Annotated in this window: 18 protein-coding genes; 7 read left to right on the top strand and 11 right to left on the bottom strand. The window is 55.6% G+C overall.

Features of this window, described 5'->3' with window-relative positions:
* The first annotated feature begins 338 nt into the window (after nt 1–338).
* Nucleotides 339–1931, top strand: a complete 1593-nt coding sequence (gene rpoN, locus ACFE7X_RS05560; protein WP_375434675.1) for an RNA polymerase factor sigma-54 — start codon at nt 339–341, stop codon at nt 1929–1931.
* 110 nt (nt 1932–2041) lie between these two features.
* Here the strand turns inward: rpoN and ACFE7X_RS05555 are convergent, their stop codons facing one another.
* On the bottom strand, nt 2042–4702 hold the full coding sequence (locus tag ACFE7X_RS05555) for a T9SS type A sorting domain-containing protein (RefSeq protein WP_375434674.1): 2661 nt from the start codon (nt 4700–4702) through the stop codon (nt 2042–2044).
* 151 nt (nt 4703–4853) lie between these two features.
* On the opposite strand from ACFE7X_RS05555, the gene ACFE7X_RS05550 reads away from it, so the two are divergent.
* On the top strand, nt 4854–5489 hold the full coding sequence (locus ACFE7X_RS05550; RefSeq protein ID WP_375434673.1) for a hypothetical protein: 636 nt from the start codon (nt 4854–4856) through the stop codon (nt 5487–5489).
* Nucleotides 5490–5552: 63 nt separating this feature from the next.
* Here ACFE7X_RS05550 and ACFE7X_RS05545 read toward each other — a convergent pair whose 3' ends face one another.
* The gene (locus tag ACFE7X_RS05545; RefSeq protein ID WP_375434672.1) at nt 5553–6944 is read right to left on the bottom strand and encodes an FAD-dependent oxidoreductase; all 1392 of its coding nucleotides are present in this window, start codon (nt 6942–6944) and stop codon (nt 5553–5555) included.
* Between the two features lie 302 nt (nt 6945–7246).
* Here ACFE7X_RS05545 and ACFE7X_RS05540 point away from each other — a divergent pair, with 302 nt between their 5' ends.
* Nucleotides 7247–7408, top strand: coding sequence for a hypothetical protein (locus tag ACFE7X_RS05540; protein ID WP_375434671.1), 162 nt, complete (start codon nt 7247–7249; stop codon nt 7406–7408).
* Between the two features lie 318 nt (nt 7409–7726).
* Here the strand turns inward: ACFE7X_RS05540 and ACFE7X_RS05535 are convergent, their stop codons facing one another.
* The 5 genes from ACFE7X_RS05535 to ACFE7X_RS05515 all read right to left on the bottom strand — a co-directional run bounded on the left by ACFE7X_RS05535 (nt 7727) and on the right by ACFE7X_RS05515 (nt 12137).
* Nucleotides 7727–8260 carry an alpha-ketoglutarate-dependent dioxygenase AlkB gene (locus tag ACFE7X_RS05535; RefSeq protein WP_375434670.1) on the bottom strand — a complete coding sequence of 178 codons (534 nt, stop codon included), beginning with the start codon at nt 8258–8260 and terminating at the stop codon, nt 7727–7729.
* Between the two features lie 15 nt (nt 8261–8275).
* Nucleotides 8276–8950, bottom strand: coding sequence for a hypothetical protein (locus ACFE7X_RS05530; protein ID WP_375434669.1), 675 nt, complete (start codon nt 8948–8950; stop codon nt 8276–8278).
* 213 nt (nt 8951–9163) lie between these two features.
* Entirely contained in the window at nt 9164–10456 is a 1293-nt protein-coding gene (gene kynU / locus ACFE7X_RS05525) for a kynureninase (RefSeq protein WP_375434668.1), read from the bottom strand.
* 27 nt (nt 10457–10483) lie between these two features.
* Nucleotides 10484–11563, bottom strand: coding sequence for an amidohydrolase family protein (locus ACFE7X_RS05520; protein ID WP_375434667.1), 1080 nt, complete (start codon nt 11561–11563; stop codon nt 10484–10486).
* Nucleotides 11564–11597: 34 nt separating this feature from the next.
* Nucleotides 11598–12137 carry a 3-hydroxyanthranilate 3,4-dioxygenase gene (locus tag ACFE7X_RS05515; protein WP_375434666.1) on the bottom strand — a complete coding sequence of 180 codons (540 nt, stop codon included), beginning with the start codon at nt 12135–12137 and terminating at the stop codon, nt 11598–11600.
* A gap of 575 nt (nt 12138–12712) precedes the next feature.
* Between ACFE7X_RS05515 and ACFE7X_RS05510 the strand changes: the two genes are divergently transcribed.
* Together ACFE7X_RS05510 and ACFE7X_RS05505 are read left to right on the top strand one after the other, a co-directional pair.
* The gene (locus ACFE7X_RS05510) at nt 12713–13504 is read left to right on the top strand and encodes an SDR family oxidoreductase (protein ID WP_375434665.1); all 792 of its coding nucleotides are present in this window, start codon (nt 12713–12715) and stop codon (nt 13502–13504) included.
* A gap of 164 nt (nt 13505–13668) precedes the next feature.
* Nucleotides 13669–14391, top strand: a complete 723-nt coding sequence (locus ACFE7X_RS05505; RefSeq protein WP_375434664.1) for a glycosyltransferase family 2 protein — start codon at nt 13669–13671, stop codon at nt 14389–14391.
* 180 nt (nt 14392–14571) lie between these two features.
* On the opposite strand, the gene ACFE7X_RS05500 is transcribed toward ACFE7X_RS05505, so the two are convergent.
* The 4 genes from ACFE7X_RS05500 to ACFE7X_RS05485 form a co-directional block, all read right to left on the bottom strand.
* Nucleotides 14572–16440 carry a hypothetical protein gene (locus tag ACFE7X_RS05500; protein ID WP_375434663.1) on the bottom strand — a complete coding sequence of 623 codons (1869 nt, stop codon included), beginning with the start codon at nt 16438–16440 and terminating at the stop codon, nt 14572–14574.
* A gap of 29 nt (nt 16441–16469) precedes the next feature.
* A complete protein-coding gene (locus ACFE7X_RS05495) occupies nt 16470–17786 on the bottom strand; it encodes a hypothetical protein (RefSeq protein ID WP_375434662.1) in 1317 nt (438 codons plus the stop codon).
* Nucleotides 17787–17821: 35 nt separating this feature from the next.
* Nucleotides 17822–18325, bottom strand: a complete 504-nt coding sequence (locus ACFE7X_RS05490) for a carbohydrate binding domain-containing protein (RefSeq protein WP_375434661.1) — start codon at nt 18323–18325, stop codon at nt 17822–17824.
* 360 nt (nt 18326–18685) lie between these two features.
* Nucleotides 18686–19225 (bottom strand): carbohydrate binding domain-containing protein, encoded by a 540-nt coding sequence (locus ACFE7X_RS05485; protein ID WP_375434660.1) that lies wholly within the window; start codon nt 19223–19225, stop codon nt 18686–18688.
* A 363-nt stretch (nt 19226–19588) separates the two neighbouring features.
* Between ACFE7X_RS05485 and ACFE7X_RS05480 the strand changes: the two genes are divergently transcribed.
* On the top strand, nt 19589–20125 hold the full coding sequence (locus ACFE7X_RS05480) for a hypothetical protein (protein ID WP_375434659.1): 537 nt from the start codon (nt 19589–19591) through the stop codon (nt 20123–20125).
* 744 nt (nt 20126–20869) lie between these two features.
* Nucleotides 20870–22330, top strand: coding sequence for a hypothetical protein (locus tag ACFE7X_RS05475; protein WP_375434658.1), 1461 nt, complete (start codon nt 20870–20872; stop codon nt 22328–22330).
* The last annotated feature ends 98 nt before the right edge of the window (nt 22331–22428 follow it).

Genomic DNA, 22428 nt, shown 5'->3' with positions numbered 1-22428 from the left:
CTCGGGGTTAATACTTGGTATGGAATCGGTAAAGGTAGGACTTTTGGAAAGGCAGCGAAAACCCCTCTCAGTAAGTGCTGCCGCCGGCTGCGCGAACCCAGCGGTGTTCGACTTCGTTCTGTGTAAAATGTAGTGTCTTGTTGGGGTGATGGGCAGCTTGAATTGGCTGTGCCCTATTTATCCTTGCTTCCATCTTATTGTTGGGATTTCAGGCAGATTAATTGTTGTCTGCGGCCATGGCTCACCCAACATTTTACCTGAAACGCAAGTACAGAAAGGCCTATATTTGATCTAACCGCCTCCGTTTTCATCCTAACAGGGCGTACGAGTTTTAGAGTATGCAAAGACTGGACATGAAGCAGCTTCTCTCGCAGAAGCTGTCGCCCCAACAGATACAATTCATCAAACTGCTGCAAATCCCGACGGCGGAGCTAGAAGCCCGCATCAAGGAGGAGTTGGAGGCGAATCCCGCTTTGGAAGAAGGCGACGAAACCGACGACGAAGTGGAGGACCAGGAGCGCGACGATGATTCGGCGGAGGATACCGATGATTTCGATGACCCGGATGCCGAGTTCGACAACCCCGACAACACGCTCGACGAAGACTTCGATAACGACAGCCAAGCCGAAGAGCAACCCGAAATAGACCTCTCCGCCAAGGATGAACCCCTTGAGCAGAGCGAAAGCAGCAGCAACGACGACCTCGACCTGAGCGACTACCTCAACGACGACGAAATTGCGGGCTACAAAATGCAGGGCGACGGTCCCGGCGAAGACGAAGACGACCGAGAGATGCCCCTGGCCGACACCAGCGGCTCGCTCATCGACAGTCTGATCGACCAACTAGGCTTTGCCGACCTCGATGAAAAGCAGGAAGCCATCGGCCGCCAGCTAATCGGCTCCATCGACAACGACGGGTACATCCGGCGCGACCTATCGGCCATTGCCAACGACTTGGCGTTCTCGCAGAACATCGAAACGTCGGTGCCTGAAATCGAAGCTGTGCTGCATCTGGTGCAGAGCTTCGACCCGCCCGGCATTGGGGCGCGCGACTTACAGGAGTGCCTGTTGCTGCAACTCGAACGCCGTCCGCAAGACGAAGCAACCGAGCACGCCGAACGGATTCTGAACGAAACGTTCGATGAGTTTACCAAGAAGCACTACCAGCGCATTCAGCAGCGCCTCGACCTGGAAGACGACGAGTTAAAAGAAGCTATTGCCCTCATTCTCAGGCTAAACCCTAAGCCCGGCGGCAGCGGCCCGGTAGGCGGCGGCAAGGCGCAGTATGTTGTTCCCGATTTCATTTTGACCAACGACAACGGCGTATTCAACCTCACGCTCAACTCGCGCAACGCGCCTGATTTGCGCGTGTCGCCGGCGTACACGGAAATGTTCCGGGCCTATGATAAGGGTGCCAAGAAAGACAAGAAGCTGAAGGAGGCCGTCACGTTTGTGAAGCAGAAGCTGGACTCGGCCAAGTGGTTTATTGATGCCATTCGGCAGCGCCAGAACACGTTGCTCCGCACCATGGATGCCATTGTCCGCTACCAGCGCGAGTTCTTTCAGGAGGGCGACGAAAGCAAGCTCAGACCGATGATTCTCAAGGATATTGCCCAGGAAATCAACATGGACATCAGTACCGTGAGCCGGGTAGCCAATTCAAAATCGGTGCAGACGGAGTTTGGTATTTACCCACTCAAGTACTTCTTCTCCGAGGGCATTGCCACCGATTCGGGCGAGGATGCATCGAGCCGGGAAGTGAAGCACATCTTGAAGGAAATCATTGAAGGCGAGAAAAAAGACCGGCCTCTCTCCGACGATAAGCTGGAAAAAATGCTCAACGCCCGCGGCTACAACATTGCCCGCCGCACGGTAGCCAAGTACCGCGAGCAGCTCAACATTCCAGTGGCGAGGCTGCGGAAGGAGTTGTAGAGACGCAGTAAACAAAAACGAATTCCACTCAACTGATTCACGTTCTTATTCAAAGAAACAGGCCCGAAGCAATGCGCTTCGGACCTGTTTCTTGGTGGACAAGTTGTTGTTTATTGCTTTACCACGCGCTGGGTAGCGGTTTGGCCGTTGCCTTTCACCGTCAGCACGTAGGTGCCGGTGGCGAGACTGATAGGCGGCTGCACCGTGAGCTGTTGCGCGGCCGTGCGGGCTGTGGTGCGGTATACCACGCGGCCCTGCATGTCGCTAAGCGTGAGGCTGGTACCAGCAACAGCCGGCCGGTCCAGCTCTACGTTCAGCGTTTCGCGGAACGGGTTAGGATACGTGCTGCGCACGAAGCTGTTGGGAGCGGCGACCTGGCCGCGGGTGCTCAGTACTCGTAGGGCGTCGGTGGTGTAGAGGCCCCGGCCGTGGGTGGCGGCGGCCACTTGCTTGTCGGAGGTGCGCATACGCAGCATATCTACCCGCACGTTGGCCAAGCCATTGTTGGCGGGCTGCCAGTTTACGGTGCTAGCAGTGAGGTTGTCGGTAACCCACACGCCAAGCTCGGTGGCCAGCATGATGCGGTTGCCGTCGGTGGGGTCGAACAAGGCCCAACGGATGGGCATGTCGGGCAAGTTGCCTTCCACGCTGCGCCACGCCGTGCCGCCGTTGGTGGTTTCCCACACGCTGGTTACGCCGTAGTTGGAGTAGGTTACTACGAGGTGCTGCTCGTTGCTGCGGTCTACGGCTACGCACGAAACAGAGCCTGGTGCTGGGCTAGCTGCCGGCACCCGAATTTCGGTGATAACCGGCGTCCGCGGCGCCACATTCAATGTGGAATCAATACGCAGGACCCGGCCCGAGTTGGTACCCACGTACACCCGGTTGAGCACGCTCGGCGATACGGTTACGTGCGTAACGGTGCCGGCTCCGGGCAACGACACCGCCGTGGCCGTGGTAGCCGCCGTGGTGGTAGCATCCAGCCAACGGAACATCTGGTTGGCGCCATAGCCGCCGTACATAGCGTTGGAACGGCTATCGTAGTCGGTGGGGTTGATAAAGGAACCCAGCGTGGTACTTATGTTTTGGGTGACAAAGCTGCTGCCGCCGTTAATGGAGCGCCGGTACTGCGAATAGATATAGCTCGTAAATTGGAACTGAGGCTCGTCTTCGTCGATAAAGCAGAATGCTCCGTCGCCGCCGGTGGCGGTGGTAGTACTCACCACGCCGGCCCCGTTGAAGAGCTGAGTGCCATTGTCTTGCGAGCCGGCCAGGAAGTAGTTTACGTTGGTGGGGTGCACGGCGCAGGCATAGAACTGCGTGATGTTCAGGCCACCCACGCGGGTACTGAAGACGGGGGCAGCCGGACTTTCCACCGAAGCATTCGTGGTCACGGACACGCCGCCATCGTTGCCGAAATAGCAGATGTCGGGCGTAGCGAAGGCAATGGCGTGGTGGTCGGCGTGGAGGAAGCCAGCCGAAGTGCGCGCCGCCGTCCAGTTCGATACTTTCGTCCAGATAACCGGATCATCGGCGGCCGTGGTGGAACGGAATACATCCAAGCCTCCCACATAAACCAGGTCGGGGTTGGTAGGTGATACGCCGGCCAGCAGGTCGTACCAGGCTTGGCTACTGGCCAGCGCCGTAGCGGTGCCACCGGGCAAGGTCATGGTTACCCAGGTGTCGCCCCCATTATCGGAACGAAACAGGTTGAGTACGCCGCCGGTGCTGGCGCTTTCCATGATGGCGTACACGCGGCGGGCCCGGCTGGGGGCGCACGCCAGTTCGATGCGCTCGTAGCCGGTAGTGGGCAGCCCAGAGTCGGTGAGGGTGTTGAGCTTGGTCCAAGTGTTGGCGTCGCCGGTGGGGGAACGATAGATGCCATCCGTTTGTCCGATGCCGGCCGTGGCAAACAACTTCCCATCGGCCGCAATTTCAATGTCGGCAATACGGTCAACCAAAGCCCCCACGCCGGCTCCGAGCACTTTAATCCAACTTGAGCCGCCGTTGGAACTGCGAAACAAGCCCGCGCGAGTGCCCGCATACAAGTCGCCAGTGGCAGGATGAACCAGCAGCTTCTGGACGTACTGGAAGTTAACGCCTCTGGTGCTGGCTAGCTGCTCCCAGGTTTGACCGTGGTTGATGCTCTTCCAAATACCTTCCCCCCGAATAGCATCGGCGTTCAGAAACCCCTCGCCCGTGCCGAAATACATGACATCGGCATTGCGTGGGTCAGCCGCCAACGCAGTGATAGCCAAGTTGGAAAAGAAGTTGTCTACGCTCTGCCACGTAGCGTTGGGGTCGAGTCCATTGGAGGTTTTCCACAGGCCACCGCCCACCGAGCCGCACCACACCGTATTCCCGCTCGAATCAGCGGCGTCAATGAGTAGTGCGCGCGTTCGGCCCCCAACGTTGGCGGGTCCGCGTTCGGCCCACTGCGTCAGCGTGAGGCTGCCCGACGCGGGTCGCTGATTGGCTCGCTCCGCTACCAGCTGTTGCGCGTATTTCTGGGCCGCTACCAACCGCTCACGCGGTACGGTCCCGGTAGCGGGGTCCATGGTGCGCGCCACTTCCTGTTCTATGGCCAAGTCGGGCCGGTCTTCTCTATCTCGCTCCTCTTCTTCCTCTTCCCGATCTTCGCGCAATTCTTGCGGCGTACCCGCATTGTTGGGTTGGTGCTGCCACCACCACGCGCCCCCTGCCAGGGTGCCCGTCGTGGCTAAGCCAAGTAAAAGTTGTCGCCCTCGAGGTCCGAGTATCGTACGTATCATATAGTTGAGTGAGGTGAATAAATGGTTCTAACAGCAATAGGCGTACGCGCTAGGCACGAGGTTGCTAAAGATAGGACAAGTACCTACAAAAGCCAGTGGGTTTAGTAGCTTTGGTTTTAAGTCTGACCCGACCAAAGTTCCTAGCCATTCCTTGAACCGCGCTATTGCCACTTTTTTCTCGGCGGTCGGCCATCCGTTGCTGCTCCCGAGCTACCTGTTCTATGTGGTGTGCTATCAGCTGCCGGGCGTGGTGCTGCACCCTCTGCCGCCCAACCGCTGGCAGCTAACCGGTTTGGTGGTGCTCTTCACGTTTGTGCTGCCATCGGCGGGTACTGCGTTGTTGCTGTGGCGAGGCCTGATAACAGGTACCCTGGAACTGCGGGAGCGGCAGCAACGGCCCCTGCCCTTGCTGCTCGCTACGCTTAGCTTCGGCGCAGCCACGGTGCTGCTGAACAACCTTCCAGAGGCCATTGATGCCTTGTTGCGCACCATGCTGGTGGGCATGACGGCAGCGGTTTTCCTTACCCTGCTCGTCTCGTTGCGCTGGAAGATAAGCGCCCACGGGGTGGGCGTTGGGGGGGCAGTGGGTTTGATGGCGGTGCTCTACGTGCGCGATGCCCCCAATGCTTTCACTATGGGCTGGCTGCTAGCCAGCATTTTGCTGGCGGGCACGGTGCTTAGCGCCCGGCTAGCTCTCGACGCCCACACTCCCACCCAAGTATGGGCTGGTTTTGCCTTGGGAGTAGCACTGGTAGTGGGGTTCAGCGTGGGCGCTCTGTTAACCTAGCGCGGCTATAAATCGGGACAACAGAAGCGCAGGTACACCTGACACTTAAATTGCTCACCCACGCTAGTGCAGCTTGCTCATTTCCTCGCGCAACAACTCCTGCACTTGGTTTAGCTGGAAATCGGCTTCGGTCTGAATGTAGGGCATCAGACGATTCATAATACGTTCCTGCCGCTGACCGTTGGCCAGGGCCTCGGCGTAAGGAATGTGCGAGAACGTAACCTGCGAGTAAAGCGGTAGCCACTGGCCCGGATACTGAGCGGAAATTTCACTTTCTATCTTCTTCTGTAGCAAGAACCGGGGGTCGGCCACCCGGTCCCGCATTTCCTCGAAGTTGTAGATGGCCAAGTCAGCCATGGCGTCGGCGTCGGGTTTGCGCTGGGTCTGGAACTGTTGGAAGATGGTGCGCCAGTCGGTGCCGTACTGGGCTAGCAGCCCGTTGAGCACCGAGCAGTCCTCGAAGCCGGCATTCATGCCTTGACCATAAAACGGCACAATAGCGTGCGAGGCATCCCCAATCAGCAGCACATCGTCATCAAAAGCCCACGGAAAGCAGCGCACGGTTACGAGGGAGCCGGTTGGGTTTTCAAAAAAATCGACGCCTAGTTCGGGCATCAGGGGCACGGCATCGGGAAATACTTGCTCGAAGAAAGCCAGCACTTGCGCCGGAGTTTGCAGCGCGGCAAACGAGTGCGGGCCCTCATACGGGAAGAACAGCGTGCACGTAAATGACCCATCCAGGTTGGGCAGGGCAATCATCATGTATTGCCCGCGGGGCCAAATGTGCAGGGCGTGCTTTTCGAGTTGCCAGGCGCCACCGGGGCCGGGCGCAATGTGCAGTTCCTTGTAGCCGTACTCGAGGTAGCTCTGGGAGTAGTTGTAGCGGTCGGTTTTCTGCATGGCACTGCGCACGGCCGAGTAGGCCCCATCGGTACCGAACAAGCGACGAAAGGGCCGAACCTGCTCCTGCCCGGTAACGGCATCGCGCAGGTGCAGCGTGTGCTCGCGCAGGTCTACGTTCAGGCACTGCTGGTTGAAGTGCAGCGACACTCCGGGTTCGGCTTCCACTAGATCCAGCAGCTTGCGGTTCAGCCCTGCCCGCGACACCGAGTAAATAGCTTGGTTGTCTTGCCCGTAGGGCTGGTGCGTGAGCTGGCCGCGCTGGTCGTGCATCATCCGGCCGTACATGGGGATGCCTACCTGGCGGACTTCATCGCCGATACCTACTCCTTCCAGGGCCCGCCACCCCCGGTCAGAAAGGGCGAGGTTGATGGAGCGACCTTCCAGAACCCCGGCCAACCGCGGGTCAGCGCGGCGCTCAAATACGTCGACCTGATGGCCGTGCCGCGCTAAGTATAACGCTAGCAGCGACCCAACTAGGCCCGCGCCCATAAGCGTGAGTGGCTCGGCAATAGTCCCGGCAGGTGTAGTGGCAGATGGTGTGGCGGCAGACATAGAGAAGACCTATACGGTAAGAGCGGCGAAGCTAGTTGTTCAACATCAATTTCAACTTGTCCAGCAAAAAGCAGTTCACCGGAAAAACGGGAGGGTTCGACTTGTTTTCCCCCTAGGTTCATCGGAAACCTTACTTGTGTACCATTAAGCACTCTAGATTTGAATTATAAAACGAAGCAGTTGAACAAAAACTCAGGTTTAAACCGAAGCTTCTTCGCAAAGCTCAACACTCAAGTTCTCTCCCATCTTCTCCTTGCTTCGTTGTGGCTGGCTCGGCTTCTCCATCTCAACTGCCTACTAGTATGCCAATCGTTGTATTCGACCTCCAAGACTGCAATTCGATTTCTGTGCCCGTTTCGGATTCAACCAAGCACGACAGCAAGGAAGTTTTTCGTATTGGCGAATTTTTGATTGGCAGCAGCGACTGTTCGAATTTGGGTGGTCATCCGGATATTCGCTACTAACGCCAAGGAGCTATGCTCGCGCCATACATTGCGTAAGCATGAGCCGCCTACGGGCGGTTTTTGTAGTTATTGCGCCTTTTACTAGTTCATCTTGAATTTCTGATTGTAAGCCACTTACTGACGCTCAGCGCCCAGAGCACACCGTGGTTTTAGTTTTAATATCGGCCGACTGGTATCCGTCGGCGCAATAGCAGACCTCAACTATCTGCTAATCAGAAACCAATCCACCAAGCCCAGCTACTTAGCATCGACTATCAACCGGAACGTCAGGTTGAGGCGGGGAGCAGTGGGGCGAGCTGTTTTTGGGACGGCGTGCAGTCAGTGCTGCTGGGTGGTACCGCCCATAAGTAGCAAGCTCCCAGTTGGCAAATCCAGCGAAACTGGTGGGTGGAGCAACTGGCTAGGATCACGCGGCCGCAGGCGAAACCGGCGGGCAGCCCCCAGGCTTACGGACGCAATAATAGGTGCAGGCCCAAGCGCGGGTTCGTCGTCGGCGTGCCACCCCATACTGTCCTGACCCGTTCGATACAGATTGAGCAAGACGCTGTTGAAACTAGCCTGCGTGGCAGCTTGTACCTGCTGGCGCAGCTGCTGCAAGGCGGGCGTCCAGGGCTGCGGGTCCAGCGCTAAGCCGGAATAGGAATAGCGGGACGTGGGGTCGCCGTACCAAGCCGTTAGGCGCGGTTGCATTACCGCCTTCCCGAAAAGCTTGATCGGCTCTTGTCGCCAGGCAATGGTGTTGGACAGCTCGTCCAATAGGCTAGCGGCAACCTCCGGGGCGAGAAAATAAGGGTCGAGCAGCACATCGGCATGCGGCAAGGACAGGTGAGTGAGAGGCACGGAGTTGAGCATTCAGGTAAGCTACGCCTACCGTTTCATCATTTTTTCCATTTCCACCTGCACCTCCTTGGGTTGTTGTTTGATAAGGTACGGCATTGCTTTTTGCAGGCCCCAAACAATCAGAAAGCAAATGAAGATGGGTGGAAGAATGCTCTTGCTCCGATAGGTGTCGGTGTGCACATAACGCGGCCAGAACCACAGCAAGTAAGCTAATACGGCGGGCACATTGAAGAGCAACGTACCAAGGAATGGGTTCAGTCCTTGCTGCAAAACAGCCCAGGTTAGGATCTGGGACCCCACCACCATGTACACAACAATAAATACGACCAAACCCAAGAGGGCCCGCATGCGCCGGAGCCGAAACAGATTGATTCCGAGCAGTACACCGCCCCCTATCATCATAGATATGGGTAGTATCGAAAACAACACGATAGTACCCGGCGAGTATAGGGCGGGCGCTTCTTCGTCGGCCGACACCGAAGCAGATGTATCGCCTAGGAGTGGCTTAGCCGCCACCACAGCAGCCTCCTGCTGCCGCTGCTGCTCCACAATAGGCCGCAGTTCCGTTCGAAGAGCAGCGGCGTCAGTAGGGTGTTCGCCGCGCCGTTCCAATTCATCGAGAGCCGCTAAAACAGCATCCTCACGGTATTCAGTGCGGTTTTGCACGTAAAGCAGCAGCTCAGAAAGAGGTTTGCGGGACATTTTCTCCGCGTATTCATCAGCCATGACACTATGCTTCAATAGAAAGACGACGGGAGTTAGGTAATAGAACGTAAAACACCGCTACTTGACGAATAATGCCCGAAATGTTGTACGACACCAATAATTAGCTGCAACTACCGCCTGTAGGTTCAACTACTTGTGCTGCTCTAAGCCGTGGCAAAGAACAAGCCGGCGGTGCAACGCTTCGCTTGCCTATGCCAGTTTTTGCGTGGCGGCCCACTCCGCCAGTACGGCACCGACGCGTTGCACATCCTGAAACGAGTTGTAGAGAGGCACCGGCGCCAGCCGAATTACGTTGGGTTCGCGCCAGTCGCCAATGATACCGGCAGCCATCAGGTGGTCGAACAGCGCACGGCCATTGCGGTGCACCAGCAAGGAGAGCTGACAACCCCGCTCGGCAGAGTTGGGGGGCGTAATAATTTCCAAATGGGTTTTGGGCAACTGAAGGCGCTTGATCAAGAACTCCAGATACCCAGTAAGCAACTCGCTTTTGCTGCGTAGGGCCGCCATTCCGCCCGCGGCTTCGTGCACGGCTAGGGCCGCTTCGTGCACGGCCATGGTTAGGATAGAGCTGTTGGAAAGCTGCCAGCCTGCCGCGCCGCGCATAGGCCGGAAGCCTTTGCGCATCTTAAACCGTTCTTCTTCGTCGTGGCCCCACCAGCCGGCTAGGCGCAAGAGTTCGGGCTGATTGGCAAACCGCTCGTGCACAAAAGCCCCGGCCACTCCGCCGGGGCCGGAGTTCAGATACTTATAGGTGCACCAGCAAGCAAAGTCCACGTTCCAGTCGTGCAGGTGCAGCGGGATGTTGCCAGCGGCGTGAGCCAAGTCGAATCCCACCTTCGCCCCCACTGCGTGCCCGGCCTCGGTGATGGCCGCCATGTCGTAGACCTGGCCGGTGTAGTAGTTGAGGCCGCCCATGATGACGGTGGCCAGCGAACCACCTAGCTCCTCGATTTTGGCTACAATATCCTCGGTGCGCAAGGTGTGTTCGCCGGGCCGCGGTGCTAGCTCGACAATGGTATCGTCGGGGCTGAGGCCATGCAGCTTCACTTGCGACTCCAGCGCGTACTGATCGGAGGGAAAGGCGCCGCTTTCCATCAGCACTTTGTAACGGGAAATGGTCGGCCGGTAAAAGGAAATCAGCAGCAGGTGCAGATTGGTGGTTAGGTTGTTCATTACCACCACTTCCACAGGTTGGGCGCCCACTACACGAGCCGTAGCTTCAGTGAGCCGCGCATGGAAATTCAGCCAAGGCGTATCGCCCCGGAAATGGCCTTCCACTGCCATTTCCTCCCAATTCGTGAATTGACGCTCGGCGGCGGCCCGAGCGGTGCGCGGCTGCAACCCCAGCGAGTTGCCGCACATATACACGCTTTCCTGGCCATCAGGAGCCAGCGGAATATGAAACTGGTGGCGAAATTCGCGCAGCGGGTCCTGCGCATCTAACTGAGCGGCGAAGTCGGGAGTGGGTTCAAAAGAGGTCATCGAAGGCAAAGGTACGCCGATAGGCTGCTACCGCCCCGCCAGAATTTTCATTAAATGTGAATCAGGCAGCCCCAGCCAATCCAGAGCATTTTCACCCAACATCCGCGCTTTTACGTCGGCCGGACAGGGCATGGATTGAATCAACTCGCCGGGCGTCAGCTCGCCGAGCGGAAATGGGTAGTCGGTGCCCAGCACGATCTTGTCGGGCCCGAGCGTTTTCATCAGGTAGTCGAGTATGAGCGGGTCGTGGACCAATGAATCAACCCAGAAGCGGCCCAGGTACTGGCGCGGGTTTACGTTGTTATCGACGGCGCACAGGTCGGGGCGCACTTTAAAGCCGTGCTCGATGCGCCCGATGGTACTGGCAAACGAGCCCCCACCATGCGCCACCGCTACCCGCAGGCGTGGCAGCCGCTCTAGCACGCCCCCAAATATCAGCGAGCAAAGCGCCAGCGTGCTTTCGGCGGGCATGCCTACCAGCCAGGGCAACCAGTACTTCGGCATTTTCTGTTGGGCCATCATGTCCCAGGGATGCACGAATACGCAGGCGCCTAGTTCTTCCGCCGCCGCAAACACCTCGAACAGCTCCGGGGCATCGAGGTTCCAGTCGTTGACGTGGGTGCCAATTTGGATGCCCGCCAGCCCTATTTGCATGCACCGTTCCAGTTCGCGCACCGCCAAATCAGGCGCCTGCATGGGCAGAGTGCCGAGCCCGACGAACCGTGCGGGGTAGCGCCGCACCACATCAGCAATATGGTCGTTGAGCAGTTCACTTAAATCCAGCGTGTCCAGCGGCTTGGCCCAGTAGCTGAACATGACGGGCACCGTGCTAAGCACTTGCACCTGCACCCCAAAGTTGTCGTACTCGCGCAGGCGCACTGCGGGGTCCCAGCAGTTGTCTTGGATTTCGCGGAAGAACTTGTCGTCCTGCATCATGCGCGCGCAGCAGGGTTTGTGGTGCTCGAGCCGAATAAAACCACCGTAGCCGTACCGCTCGCGCAGATCGGGCCATTGCTCGGGCAAGATGTGGGTGTGAATGTCGACGGTAAGGGCCTGGGAAAGCAACGGGACAGGCGGCGAAGCAGCGGAAGGAAGAGGCGAGGGCATTGCCGCAACTACAAGTGAAAAACAGGCACCAAAATTACGCGGCGGGAACTGCAACCGGCACTGGTGGCGCCATTACGGTGCCACATACTTGGCAGGTGCGCTTGTGCTCGTCTTGCCAGAAGCGGTTCATGATGGGTGGCAGTTGGCTTACGATGTCCGTGATTTCGGCATACTCTTCGTAGAGCTTGTTGCCGCAATTTTCGCAGTACCACTGGAAGCCGTCTAGCTCGCCGGCTGTGCGGTAGCGCTCCAGCACCAAGCCCACCGTACCCGCCGGCCGACGCGGGGAGTGCGGCACCCGCGGCGGCAGCAGAAACATTTCCCCCGCCTTAATCTCAATATCGACCGGCTTACCATCTTCGATGATCTTCACTACAATATCGCCCTCAATCTGCATGAACAGCTCTTCGCCTTCATCGAAGTGATAGTCTTTGCGGGCGTTGGGACCACCAACGACCATCACAATGAAATCTTGGTTGTCTTTGTAGACCTGCTGATTGCCGACGGGCGGCTTGAGTAGGTGGCGGTGTTCATCGATCCACTTTTGAAAGTTGAAAGGCCGAGCAACGGGCATAGCGTGGGGTAATTAGGTACGAAATAGTTGCCGTAGCCCTTGCGGCCCGCAACATCATTGAACTTACGCAAAAGCTGCCTCCCCGCATGCGCTTCGCAGCAAATAGCTGACGCTTGCCGGAAGTCCTTCAGCTTGGACGGAGAATCATTTTGCCTTGATGGCAGCACGACACAAGTCAAACTCCGTCCTGCCAGCGTCAAACAAGTATACGTAGGGTAGTGGCCAAAGCATAGCTAGTACCTTCTGCCCGCTGGGTCCTTATGCAGGTAGGGCTACTCCCCGAAATGCCCGTAACTCACTCAGCGCAAACGCTGCGTCGGCCAGCCAGAACCTTATCGGACTTACCAAAAACCCGAACAGGTTGGGCAGAAAGGTGAAGAATAGAAACTCACCAATAAACGCTACCAGCAGCAACCTAGTCGTACAAGACCGATAATTCAGATAGGACCTCGCGCAACTTAGCCCACACATGTTTCCGCAAACTTACGCATGAGTTCGTTCGGTACTTCCGGCCGCTTTACGCGTTTAGGACGGTATTTTGCCTAGTTTTGACCCTGAACTTAGCTGCTGTTGCCATGAAATACGACTTCTCCTCTCAACGGGCCTTGGTAGGCGGCAGCACGCAGGGCATTGGACGCGCGGTGGCCGAAGAACTAGCCCAACAGGGTGTAACCGTCACGTTGCTAGCGCGCGACGAAAGCCGTTTGCGCGAAGTAGCCGCCGCCCTACCTACCCTCAACGGGCAAAGCCACGACTATCTAGTAGCCGACTTTTCCGAGCCTGCCTTGCTGGCCCAGCGGCTATCAGCGTATCTGGCCACGCAGGCGGCCGGCTTCGATATTCTCGTTAATAATACGGGTGGCCCGGCGGGCGGGCCTATTTTGGAGGCGCCAATTGATGCTTTTCGGGCAGCTTTCGAGCAGCACCTTATTTGCAATCATCTGCTAGCGCAGGCGTTGGTACCGGCCATGCGTGAACGAGGCTACGGCCGCATCATCAACATAATCAGCACCTCCGTGAAGCAGCCTCTGCCGGGCTTGGGTGTATCGAATACGATTCGGGGGGCGGTAGCCAACTGGGCGAAAACCCTGGCAACCGAATTGGGCTCTGACGGCATTACTGTGAACAACGTGCTGCCTGGTGCTACCGTTACCCAGCGCCACACTTCCCTCATCGATAAAAGAGTTGCGCAAACCGGTTTATCGGTGGAAGAGGTTGAAGCGGGCATGCTTAAATTAATTCCGGCCAACCGCTTTGGGCAGGCCAAAGAAGTAGCGGCGGCCGTGGTATTTCTGGCCTCGGAGGCAGCGGGTTACATCAACGGAATCAACGTGCCAGTCGATGGCGGGCGCACCGGAAATTTGTGAATTAACAAGCCAGCTAATTAACTTAAAATGAGTACTAAGGAAAAGCTAACTGTAAAGTTAATATTCATTTTTTCAGGTACTCTGACCATACTTTAAAGATTAATTTCTATTATTACTCTCTTTCCTTCTATTTTTCCTAATTTTCCTTCTACTTCCTCCGCGCTTTGGTCACTTTCAACAAGCTATCTATCGTCATCCCAGTTTACAATGAGGGCCGTACAATCCATCAAATTTTGGATCTACTACGCGAGCTGAAACTGGTCAACAATATTCAAAAAGAGATTATTCTGGTGAACGACTGCTCTTCTGATAATTCAGTGGAAGCTATCCAGATGTACGCCGCTCGTTACCCCGAAATGGGTTTACGTCTGCTCCAACACACTGTAAATCAAGGAAAAGGGGCGGCTCTGCACACCGGGATTCGGGAGGCCACCGGCGACTATGTTATTATTCAGGATGCGGACCTGGAGTACGACCCGGAGGAATACAACTTGCTGCTCAAGCCTATTTTGAAAGGCTTCGCCGATGTAGTGTTTGGCTCCCGCTTTATGGGGGGCAAGCCCCACCGCATCCTGTTCTTCTGGCATAGCATCGGCAACGCGGTGCTTACTTTCCTCTCGAACATGTTCACGGATTTGAACCTGACCGATATGGAAACCTGCTATAAGCTCTTCCGCCGCGACATTATCCAGGGACTGAAGCTAGAAGAAAAGCGGTTTGGCTTCGAACCGGAGGTAACCGCCAAAGTTTCGCGCGTGACGGATGTGCGCATCTACGAAGTAGGTATCAGCTACTACGGCCGGACTTATGCCGAAGGCAAAAAAATTGGTTGGCGCGACGGGTTCCGCGCTATTTACTGCATCGTGAAGTACGGGCTAGGAATTTAATAGCTGCCAACCCAGGATTTACGTGCTGCCCACAACCTAGCTGCTTGCCAGGCCTGGTGGCAGCAAACCAACCTGAAGTAAAACAAGCATGACCCGCACAATCGATAATTGTGCGGGTTATGCTTGTTGCTGGTTAGCCTGCCTATTCTACCTACCCTTGGGGGTTCAGTGGCTACTGCCTCAGCGGCTGGCCGTAGCCGAGGAAGTTGGCGTGAGCAACTCGGCGCGTAAATCGTCGACGAGGGCGGGGGAACCGTTGTTGCTGAGCCCGTAAATGCGGAGCTCATCGGTGGGCTGGACGTCGGCGGGGAGCGGCAAATCGAAGTATACTTCGTTCCAGGCTTTGTTTACCGAGTTAGGCGTAACGAGCCGGACCGCTTTCCACTCCACCGACTTTCCTTCGCGCTCTATCGACATCACCAATTGGTCTTCCCAGGCGCCCCAATCCGAGTACACTTGGCAGGAGGCCCGCACCCACTGGCCCGGACCGAGCTGCGCATCGCCCACCTTCACTACCAGCGCCGGACTGTATTGGCGGCCTCCCCCGATGCTGCTGGCTTGTCGGCTTTCGTAGCCGCGTGCATTCGTGATGCCCACAGAATCGGAAGCAGGCATACTTTCGAAATCGAGCAGGCCCACCGTGCGGCGCTCGAAATGGCGCGTGACTTGCCGAATGCTGGTGTCTACATCGAGCAGCGCGTAGTCGTCCTGGCTGACTTTGGTTTTATTGAAAATAGCCCAGTAGTAGTTACTGGTCATATTTTCGGGGTGAATGATGCCGTACATGTACTGCCAGTGCTGGAACAGATTCAGATCGACGAGCAGCACGAGCAGCGGGGCTAGCACCCACACCATGACGCGCCGACGGCTGGGAGCAAACACCCAAGCCAGCAAACCCGCCAGCGGCAAACTCAGCACCGCATACGACTGCACCAGGGCGCGCTGCCCAATACTGCCGCCGTACCACCACACGTCCCAGGCCGATACCACCCACAAGTTCAACAGAAAGAAAGCCAGGGTCGGTAGCCCGATACTCCGGTTGTGGCGCCACAAAACCACGAAGCCCAGTAGGGGCAGCACCATCAGGGGGCTGTAGGTCAGCCATCCTTTCTTGAAGCTAAACAATACGCTTAGCGTATGCGGTTTCAAAAAGCTAAAGCCCTGCTCTTGATAGCTATACACGATAAACGAACCGGAAGCCCATTTCCAGTACAGCAATTGCGGCAACACCCCCAAAAACAAGAACGCCCCTAACAGGAGCACGTCGGGCCAGCGCTGAAGCAAGAGTTGTGCTTTGGCCCGGGCAGCGGCTACCGAGCTTATCCCCCACAACAGCGGTACCACTACGGAAACGGCCTCGGAAGGGCGCGTAAGAATGAGTAGCCCTAGGGTGAAACCGATAGCCGCTGCCAACCACCGGCGAGGCCGCTCGTGCCACTGAATGGTGACCCAAAGCAGAATGGCGTAGAGCGTGAAGTCGTACGTGTGAGGCATGCCGGCATCGAACACGGCGTACTGGAAGTAGTTGCTACCCAACACAATCAGCACGAGGGTGAGGGCCGTTACCACGTCGGAGAAGTAGCGCAGCAGCACCCGCCGCAGTACGCCCAAGCCCAGCAGGCCGTACAGCAATCCGCCGAAAGCAATGGCCACCTGATAAGGTGCCGAAAACCCGTCTTGCTGGTATCCTAGCAAACTAGCCGCCCAATGGCCGAGCCAAAAGAAAGGCGTGTACAGTAACGCCAAGCCCAACGGATATTTCATAACCAAGGCTCCTTCGGGACCATTGGGGGCCGGAAAAGCTTGGTAGAAGCTGGTGCTGGGCCCATATTCGCGCATGATGTCGGGCACGAAGCGCAGGTACGATAAGTCGTCGTAGATGAAACTAGCAGGCAAATAGAGGTAATACCCCATAACGTCCCAGCTCAACACGGCCAGCACGTTGTGGGTATCCCAGCGCGGCGCCCACAGCCGGACCTGCACCATAAGCACGAATAGGATCAGGACCGCCAGCAAGGAATACGGACGCTGGAAAGAGGGCCTTTGCATAAACGGAAAAGATAAAATCAGCAGGAAATTTATGCGCTTGGCACTACGGCCCGTTTCGGTTCCCGAAAAGCTACGACCACGACAAAGACCGAAATAAACAGCCCCATCGACGTCAGATACGCGTAAGGAATCTGGAGGAAAGCGTAGAACGTGGCCAGGTAGAATTTCAAAGCAATTAGCGCCAGCACCCGATAATCGACGCGCCGACGCAGTTTCCAATAGACGAAGCCGCTGACAGTTACTGCGGCTAGCGAAACCAGTACGTGTACCTTTTGCAGCAAGCTAATACGGTCGGCAATTTCGCCGTGGCCGTACGTATAAAAGAAGGACGCAAAACCTAGTCCCGAAAACAGGTGCACGGGTCCGCCCTCGTTGGTAGCATCGGTACGGGTCCACTCGCCTAGTGTAGCTACGCGGTACTCGTTGAGGGCATGCGTGAAGATGGTCCAGTCCTTGGACAGGAAGGGCACAACATACACCAGCACAATGCCCAAGCCCGTTAACAAGGCCACGGCCACAGCGTGCCGGCGGCCGGTTTCCCGCCATAGTATCCAGAGGAAAAGCGGCACCCAAAAAATCACGGAGTAGCGCGAGAGCAGGCACAATACCAAAGCGGCGGCCCGCAACCAGGCAGAGCGAATGAAAATTGAAGCGGTTAGCAAGCAATAATAGGCGATGATGGTAAACTCAACGGTGTGCGAAAACATATAGCTGCCCGTCACAATCAGGAAGCAGAGCAGCAGCCAAGGCAGCCCAACCAGCAGCACAAAGTGTATCCACCTTAGCGCCTGGCGGTTCAGAAAAGCCAAATAAGCCCCGAAGCCTCCCAACACCAAAATACCCAAAGACCACCAGCGGTAGTCGATGCTTAACTTATCGGCCGGCACGTAGGGCAACCATTGCAGAGGCAAATGGTTGGGAAACAGCGGGTAGGGCAGGTTGGTGATGTAGCGGTATACAATTTCGCCACTCCGAAACCGGCCCACGTAGTTTTGCAGAATCGGAATAACGTCGGACTGTGCAACGTCGATGGGGTTGGCCGCAATAACAGGGTACTGTATTGCTGCTGCCACCGCGCCACCGAACAGCAGCACGGCCCCGTACACGGCAAAGTGCCAGCCGGCACGAGGCCCCGGCTTGCTTACTGGCTGATCGAGTTGCGTCAACAGGGCACACACGCACAGCAGCACCGACGCGAGGTAAAACCAGATCGGACTGTAATAGGGACCAAAATACCCACGCAAAATCGTAAAAAAGAGCACCTCGACCCCAAAAGCTACGCTAGTGCCTAGCAGCCATAACCAGTGCCGCGTAGATGGATTGCCGTACTGATTGAAGAGATTCACCACAGGGCTGTTGTATCAAAGACTAAACGGAAGAACTATTCCAAGGCCTTCACGCTCAGGTCATCTAAGTAAACCGTTTCCGGGCTGTTGTTGCGCCATAGGTAGAGGCGCAAATGAAAGCCGTTGGAGAGGCCGGTTGGTAGCAGAAACCGTTTGTGCACGGGGCGCCACTCCTTATATACCTGCACCTGTTCGGTCAGCGGAAGATATTCGGTATGCACTGCTTTGCCGCTGCCGGCATCAATGATCTGGAGCGCCAGCATACCCGATGCCTGAGCACTAGGAAGATAGACCCAGGCATCGACCTCAACCCCCTTAAGCTGATGCACACTGGCTTGGTTGAGGGGCAAATCATACGTTAAACCGTACTCGTGGTCTGGGCCAACTTGCACGGCGTAGCGGCCAGAATGCGCGTGGTCACGCGTTAGGCTGCTCGCGTCGCTGCCCCAGCCCATCACCGACTCGAAATCGTTGGTCGTAACGTAGTCTCCTATCCACTGTCCTTGGTCGGAGTTGGAAGAACAGGAAGTTAGTGCCAATGCGCAAAGCATAAGCAAGCAACCTACCCAGCTTAACTTCCTGTACACTTTCCGGCCAACAACTTCCGCGACGCCCATCCTTACGCTTGATCCCATACAGGTGAATGATTGCCCCTAGAAAGCGCCAAAGTTTAGCTTTTCTATTGAGGTCCATAGTGGCAGGGACTCCTTACTTATCAAGCGAGTAACAACCCAAAAACAGCACCTACCCTATCCCGCCATTAAAGTTGGACTTGCTTATACCTGCTAAGTTGAAGCAGACGAGGAAACGGTGCTGTCTCGCTGGTCTGCCAACAACCTATTGCCAGCAACGGTCCTCCACTGCCATTGCGCGCACGATACTAGTGCTACGTAGTATTGCTACTCTACTTTTTCGATGATTAAATCGTCGAGTAAAGCTGTTTCCACGGCGCCGGTGCGCCACAGGTACACATTGATTTTGTTGGTGTAGTTGACGGTAGCAGGAAACGTTATTGTTTTCTCTACTTCCACCCATTTATTGAAGGATTTCACCTGATCCGACAACTTCAGTCCCTCCCACACAAGCGGCTTGGCCCCTGGGTTATTGGGATCTGTTATAGCTGTTACTAATACAGGCTGCGAAGTTCCATTGGGGAGATTGATCCAAGCACGCACTTTTAATTTAGTGACCTTACTAGCGCTGAGCTTGCTTAGTAGGTTGTTGTAGCCCATGCTGTATTCCACTCCCGGCCCCACCTTGAGGGCATAGCGGCCGGAATGCGCTTTCTCTTTGGTCAGAGAAGGGGGGGTGTTATCTCCCATCCAGCCATCAACTGATTCAAAATCGTTGCTTGCTAGCTGATTGGCGGGAATTTCCTCTAGCTTCCCGTCGCAGGAAACTGTGCTGACTGCCAATAGTATGTAGAGCAGTTTCTTCATAAAGGGGAGGCGAAGAAGTAGTTGGTTGTAACCCCAAAACTAGGAGAAAATCGTCAACTCGCCAGCAACTACGCCGGATGCAGGCAACAGCTTAACCTACTGGCAAGCAGAAATCAAAAGCAACTTCTGCGGCGGTAGAGAACCTCGTCAACCAAGCCGGAAGCGCGCCTTGGATGTGGTACATGGCAAGATTGGACGGCCTAGCAGCGCAACTAATGGTAGCAGCTAGCAAGCAAAGAGCAAGGAAAATCCGTGCTGTTTTCTGGTCTTGGAAGTCTGCTACCTAGTTTAAAAGTCAGCATGTAGTTCTTTTACAAAGCGTATATCTTTGCTGCTTAAAGTAAAACTCGATTCAACCTATTGATGAAAACTTACCTTTATTTGCTCGGCTTAGCCTTGCTCGGATCTTGCTCGTCGGACAATGAATCGGGCCTGAAGGTTGACGAAAACACCATTACAGCCAACGACTTCGAATCCTTGGCAGGCTGGAACAACGATCCGGCCGCGCTCGACCGCGGCCGTGCTCATTCCGGACAGTATGCTATCAAGGTGGACAACAACCGTGAGTTCAGCTTGACCTTTGATTCGCCCCTGATGCTGGTCAGCCAGAAAAAGTTTAAGACCATTGTCTTGGAAGCCTGGGCTTATCTGCCAAGCGAAAGATCTACCGGGATATTAGGTATTCAGATAGTGGACCCCGCAACTGGGCAGCAGGTGTATGGCGATGGTATTAAGCTCGGCGAAGTAGTTAAATCTTACAAAAAGTGGGTGCAGGTCAGCAAGGAATTCGCTCTGCCACCCAACATCAATGCCACCCAACACATGCGGCTTTCCTTGTGGCGTGCTGATGCGACGGATGCTGTCTTGATTGATGATTTGAAGGTTAGTATCAAAGAGTAGTGGTAGAGCAGGGCGTCGGTCCGGGTTGAGGGAACAAGTGCAGACGAGTCTTGACCGAGCCCAGTAACAGATTGTGACATAGTATTTTGTGCGGTCCGGTAGTGGTGGCAGGCTTTGGCTGGGTTGGGCTTGTTGTAGTAGCCGACGCGTTTTCGTTTACCACCAAAGCCAGCCTATCAATCAGCGTAAATCTGTTTTCTCTACTTTGAAAGGCTGCCTAGCGCTGTATGACCAAAGCAAGGAGCCAAGAGCTTCACGCTCTTGGCTCCTATTGCGTGTAGCCCGTAAGCAAGCAGTGAGGCAACTCATCAGCTACCTCACGTAGCAAGCGCGCACCACTGCCGGTAAATAACTTGCACCGCCTGGCAAAGCCGCTTCGCTGCCGCTGCCCGACTTCACTATTGAGGGCTTGCACTTACTCTCCGCTCGCTATTTCGCAATTGCACTCCTACTAAAGTTAACCTAGTACTAGTAGAACAAACAATCATCTTAAACTACAAGCGTTCATTCCTGAACTATTGGGGCTGCTTGTAAGCCCACTGCTTTGCCAGGAAAATAAACGTGGTTAGCTCACCAAGTGAGTTATGCCGTCGGAAGGCTACCGCTCAGCTTGAACGGAACGCCCACTAAGCTGCTGCTAGTAATTGCCGCCTTCGATTGATTTGGTAGGCTGCGTGAGAGCCAGCAACGATTAAGCCTTTATTTTGACGATAATTTGCCACCCAACAATAGATAGCAAGACGGATGAAGAAGAGATATTTGCTTGGTTTACTGATAGTATTTGTGATGGTGAACCTGGCATCTACTTACTGGCAGAACTATCAGATTCCGCTGGACGGTGACTTGGTACCCGTTGTATTACCTGCTCCACAATACGCGCACGTACTTCATGACCCTTTTGGGTGGGGGATATTAACTGAAAACAAAACGTATCCTGCAACCAACCGTTTTTTTGCGCATGCCACCATGTTCTATTACTGGAACAAAGTGCCGCTTCTGCTCCAAACGGTTATCAGTCCAATCAGCAGCCTTTACGCAACCAGTGCCCTGTTCACTACCCTGACGGTTGCGCTACTTATTTTTACACTGGCGGCTTATGTGCGGTTAAGCGGCGCCGGGGAAGGAGGGGCCTATGGTTTTTGGATAGCGGCTGCGCTGCTGATACCCATGTTTCAAACCTACGGGTTCTACGAGCAAATGGGTATTATCAATCAAGCCATTACGTACACTTCCTTTTATGCCTTTCCCACCGCCTTGCTGCTAGTATTGCTCTGGCCGTTTTATAAAGCGGCGCACGAGCAGCAGCCCCTGCGGCTGCGCCCGTTTCAGGCGTTGTTGCTGGTGCTGCTCATGATTGTAATAGCGTTCAACGGCCCCATTCCGGTGGCCGTAATAGCTATTGTACTAGCCGGAATTGCGTGCTACTGGCTCTGGCATAAGCTACGGCATTCGCCTCGCCTGCTGTCCTTGCGGCTAGCCGACAATAATTGGCTTTCCGGGCAAGCCATCTTGCTGCTTGCCATACTCGCAGGTTTGTGCTTGTATTCCCTTTACATCGGCCGCTACAACTCCGAGAATGCGCACACGCATACGCTCGGTGAACTCTATGAACTTCTGCCTAAAGGCATCGACCAGGAGTTGATGCTGGATTGGGGACTGCGCATGTTGCTCTTGGTACTGGCCATCAACGTGCTGTTGATTTTCTTTCTGGTGCCCGCCTCCCCAGAGCGGCGGCGAATACTGCGCATCATGGGGCTGATAACTTTGTTTACGGTCGTATACATGCTGTTGCTGCCGTTTGGTGGCTACCGGCCTTACCGCCCGCTACTGGTTCGCAACGATTCTATATTGCCGGTTTTGCTAGGGTTTATCTTTGCCTATGGCCTCTCCACCTACTTCCTGCTGTTTCAGTTGCGAGGCGTCGTGTTTGGTGGCTATCTGACGGCGGTGCTCTTGCTGTCGGCTACCTTTATTTATGTTGACAAGAAGACCAACATCCCCCCAAACAACGGGTGTGAACAGTGGGCCTTAGACCAGATGGCGCAATCAACAGAACCGCTTATCAACGTTTCCAACTATTGCTACGTGCTGGCCTGGGGCTTGATGACCAACCCGGACGAATCGAGGCAGCACGCTAAAATGTTGCAGTATTGGCGGGTAACCAAGCACACCGAACGATACTACCAATACCCACCAACACCCTAACTCACGACGGCACCGAGTCAGTTAGGTATAGCATACTACGTTTCTAGCTGATTCATTATCAACCGATAACCTAACAACCTCCTTTCATCTAGCAGCCC

The organism is uncultured Hymenobacter sp., from assembly GCF_964242765.1.
Classification (GTDB): domain Bacteria; phylum Bacteroidota; class Bacteroidia; order Cytophagales; family Hymenobacteraceae; genus Hymenobacter.
The sequence above is the reverse complement of the archived record's forward strand: the minus strand, read 5'-3'. Positions and strand labels throughout refer to the sequence as shown.

Bases quoted from the DNA above. Each gene is read 5' to 3' on its own strand.
- rpoN (WP_375434675.1), top strand. From the start codon at position 339: ATGCAAAGACTGGACATGAAGCAGCTTCTCTCGCAGAAGCTGTCGCCC.
- ACFE7X_RS05555 (WP_375434674.1), bottom strand. From the start codon at position 4,702: ATGATACGTACGATACTCGGACCTCGAGGGCGACAACTTTTACTTGGC.
- ACFE7X_RS05545 (WP_375434672.1), bottom strand. From the start codon at position 6,944: ATGTCTGCCGCCACACCATCTGCCACTACACCTGCCGGGACTATTGCC.
- ACFE7X_RS05540 (WP_375434671.1), top strand. From the start codon at position 7,247: ATGCCAATCGTTGTATTCGACCTCCAAGACTGCAATTCGATTTCTGTG.
- ACFE7X_RS05535 (WP_375434670.1), bottom strand. From the start codon at position 8,260: ATGCTCAACTCCGTGCCTCTCACTCACCTGTCCTTGCCGCATGCCGAT.
- ACFE7X_RS05530 (WP_375434669.1), bottom strand. From the start codon at position 8,950: ATGTCCCGCAAACCTCTTTCTGAGCTGCTGCTTTACGTGCAAAACCGC.
- kynU (WP_375434668.1), bottom strand. From the start codon at position 10,456: ATGACCTCTTTTGAACCCACTCCCGACTTCGCCGCTCAGTTAGATGCG.
- ACFE7X_RS05520 (WP_375434667.1), bottom strand. From the start codon at position 11,563: ATGCCCTCGCCTCTTCCTTCCGCTGCTTCGCCGCCTGTCCCGTTGCTT.
- ACFE7X_RS05515 (WP_375434666.1), bottom strand. From the start codon at position 12,137: ATGCCCGTTGCTCGGCCTTTCAACTTTCAAAAGTGGATCGATGAACAC.
- ACFE7X_RS05510 (WP_375434665.1), top strand. From the start codon at position 12,713: ATGAAATACGACTTCTCCTCTCAACGGGCCTTGGTAGGCGGCAGCACG.
- ACFE7X_RS05500 (WP_375434663.1), bottom strand. From the start codon at position 16,440: ATGCAAAGGCCCTCTTTCCAGCGTCCGTATTCCTTGCTGGCGGTCCTG.
- ACFE7X_RS05485 (WP_375434660.1), bottom strand. From the start codon at position 19,225: ATGAAGAAACTGCTCTACATACTATTGGCAGTCAGCACAGTTTCCTGC.
- ACFE7X_RS05480 (WP_375434659.1), top strand. From the start codon at position 19,589: ATGAAAACTTACCTTTATTTGCTCGGCTTAGCCTTGCTCGGATCTTGC.
- ACFE7X_RS05475 (WP_375434658.1), top strand. From the start codon at position 20,870: ATGAAGAAGAGATATTTGCTTGGTTTACTGATAGTATTTGTGATGGTG.